The organism is Aeromonas sp. Prich7-2, assembly GCF_017939255.1.
In the GTDB taxonomy this organism is placed as follows: domain Bacteria; phylum Pseudomonadota; class Gammaproteobacteria; order Enterobacterales; family Aeromonadaceae; genus Aeromonas; species Aeromonas caviae.
Window position 1 is genome coordinate 1 of the sequence record NZ_JAGKRI010000135.1, and the last position, 2,969, is coordinate 2,969.

Below are 2,969 nucleotides of genomic sequence, written 5' to 3' on the forward strand. Positions count from 1 at the left end.
TCCTGTCGTTGGTGGAGACCGGCAAGCGATTGGGCCGCTGCCCACAGGAGTGGTTGAGGGCCGTGGTCAGGGCGTGCATCGAGAAGACAGATTATCCCATCCCGGCAGAACTGATGCCGTCAACCCCGTCCTGGTGAATAGATACCGCTGACGGCTCCAGCTGATTGGCCTTGGCTGTTTCCAGCAGCGAGTAGCAGGTCGCGCTCGCCTTCGCTCCTTGCGCGCTATCGGCGAACAACCACGCCTTGCGACCCACCGCAAACGGGCGGATCGCGTTTTCCGCCAGCACGTTGCTGATATGCAGATCGCCGCGCATGCAGTAACCTACCAGGCAAGACCACTGTCCCAGCGTGTACTCCATCGCTTTTCTCGTCAGCGACCCTTTCATCACCTTGCCGATCTGCTCTTCCAACCAGATTTTGAACTCTGCCAGCAGCGGCACGCTGCGTGACTGCCGCCCCTGATAGCGCTCGGCATCACTGCCGTCCCGCAGCTCCCGTTCGATAGCATAGAGTTTGCTGATATAGCCCAACGCCACATCGGCCTTGCTGGCTTTACGTTGGTCTTTCGCGGGGACAGCCTTCGTTGCTTCGATAAATTTACGCCGGGCGTGATCCCAGCAGCCGATACGGGTGAGCCCGTTTGTGCGGCACACCTCGGCGTAGCCAGAATAACCATCAGCTTGCAGGATACCGTCAAAACCGGCCAGCAGGCGCACGGGTACGCTGCCGGCACGCGACGGATCATATTCAAATAATACTGATTGTCGGCCCGGGGGACCGCCGCGGGTGACCCACATCCACTTATCCGATTGGGCCGTTTTGCCCGCTTCCTTGAGGACCTGGATCCGGGTCTCATCAGCTTGAAGGTAAGCGGCGCTGTTTTGTTCTTCGCGCAGCAGGTTCATCAGGGGCTGGAACACGTCATCCAGACGGATGAGCCAGTGTGCCATGCTGGTGCGACTCACTTCCTGCCCATGGCGCTTGAACATCTGCTCCAGGCGGTAGAGCGGCAGGCCATCAGCATACTTCGAGGTGATGATGTAGCCCAGCAGTGACGGGGTGGCAACGCATTTGCCCAGTGGATGCACCGGACGTTTGGCCGCGAGGATCACCTGTTCGCCATCGCGCTCGAATACTGCCTTCTCTTGCCAGATCTCCAGCACCTTGAGTTGGGCCGGGATGAACTTCAGCTCTTCTTTGACTTTGGTGAAGAAGACCTTGCTGGCCCCGACTTTCTCTTCATCGCTGAGGGTCAGTTCGAGACGTTCGCGCACCAATGACGGAGAAAAGCCGCGCTGACGACGCTTGGGAGCGATCTTGGCGGTGGCGGCTTCAGGCAACTGTGCTTGCAGAGTGTCGATCTCGACTTCCATCTCGGCTTCATCAAAGAGCTGGAGCTGGCTGGCGAGCTTTTCACTGCTGGCGGCAAAGCGCTGCGCCCTGCGTAAGCGCAGCAGCTCTTCAAGCAGCAAGATATGAGAATCACGCCGCGCGATAGCCGCGTCTTTGGAAAGGAGGGCTTCTTGTTGCAACGCCAGTTGTTGCTGAAAATCAGCAATCACCACCAACAACTCAGCAGCGGAAAGGCTGCCGAGTTCGGGCAATGGGGTGAGGTATTCAGGCGTTATTTTCATGGCTAAATTATAACAAAAACAACGTAGTAAAGCACTTATTTAGCCCGATTCAGAGCGTTTCATAGTGCAATTTTTTGTGGCCTTTCATCAGGGAAATATCATAGCCATCGAGCAGCCAATTGATCTGCTCAGCCGAGAGGGAGAGCAGCTCATCGGCAGGGGATGGCCATTTGAATTTCTCCTCGGCGAGCGCCTTGTAATAGAGCACAAAGCCGTTGTCCTCCCACATCAGGCACTTGATCTTGTTGCGGCGGCGATTGGTGAAGGCATAGAGGGCACCGGAGAATGGATTGTGCCCGAGTTGCTGCTCGACCAGCGCCGCCAGGCCATTGGCCTGTTTGCGAAAATCGATGGGCGCCCGGTAGAGGTAGATCTGCGGCAGAGTCAGGGCCGGTCGCAGGTAACGCGGGCGCATTACAAGAGCCTCATGATAGCGCCGAGCAATTCAATATTGCTGGCATGCAGGCCGGAGATGGCGATGCCGTTGGGCAAGGTGAGGGTCAAGCCTGGGTGGGTCGTCTGAGAGGGCGGCAGGGTGACACGAGCAAATCCGGCAGACGAGTCAGCCTTATCGAGTTGGGGTGTTGCCAGCTTTCTGCGCCAGTAGGAGAACTGGTGGTAGCTGAGGTCATGGAGTTTACAGAAAGCGGGGGCGGAAAGTCGGGATGAGAGCCAAGATGCGATCTGCTGCTGCCAAAATACGTCACGTTGTTGCGTAGTCATAGCTGAAACCTCGATGAAGAAACGATGAGGTTAAGTGTGACGAGCGTATTGTCCGAAAAACAGGTGCTGATCTAGGGGCGCTTACCAAATAGCGACTGCGGTCGAGCAGCAGGGAGCAGTAAGTGAAGACATAAACCGCAGTATTATCAATATACGCGATGCTGCTGATACCAATGTACAGACCGGGCAGAATAATTTGCAAAGTGCGAAATCTGTCGCTCAGTTAACTAGCGCTCTGAGCGAACTGGCAAAACAGTTTTGGGAAAAACGAGGATAACGCTTTTCAGTATCTCGACAGGGATAACTTACTTTACCATCGGTTATCCCTTTTAGCCGCACAAATTTTAGCCATGGCTTTTCAGGAAGTCAGGGCTATCAGAATGGCCTTAGAAAGCCTAGTCAAAGAGCTGTCACGAGAACACCGTTAGCTTAGCGTACGATTTTTTCCGAATTCTGCGGTTCCCCCATGATCACGGTGGCATAGCGGTGTCCCTTGTGCAGGGCAAACTCATCCATCACCAGCCGCCGCACCTCCCCAAGTTCGATGGTGCCCACACTGGTCTGCAAACGGCGCTTGTCGATCTCCTTGATGGTGTGCCAACCGACCCCG

General features: G+C 55.8%; 2 protein-coding genes and 2 pseudogenes. All 4 read right to left on the bottom strand.

The window, feature by feature from the left end:
• Positions 1-145: 145 nt before the first annotated feature.
• A pseudogene (locus J9892_RS17790) lies at positions 146-1,636 on the bottom strand (IS66 family transposase); the annotation flags it as partial.
• A gap of 49 nt (positions 1,637-1,685) precedes the next feature.
• Positions 1,686-2,051 carry an IS66 family insertion sequence element accessory protein TnpB gene (gene tnpB, locus J9892_RS17795; RefSeq protein WP_042012890.1) on the bottom strand — a complete coding sequence of 122 codons (366 nt, stop codon included), beginning with the start codon at positions 2,049-2,051 and terminating at the stop codon, positions 1,686-1,688.
• A complete protein-coding gene (locus J9892_RS17800; RefSeq protein ID WP_042012893.1) occupies positions 2,051-2,359 on the bottom strand; it encodes a hypothetical protein in 309 nt (102 codons plus the stop codon). The genes tnpB and J9892_RS17800 overlap by 1 nt, the downstream gene beginning before the upstream one ends.
• A 465-nt stretch (positions 2,360-2,824) precedes the next feature.
• Positions 2,825-2,969, bottom strand: a pseudogene (locus tag J9892_RS17805) (ISL3 family transposase); the annotation flags it as partial.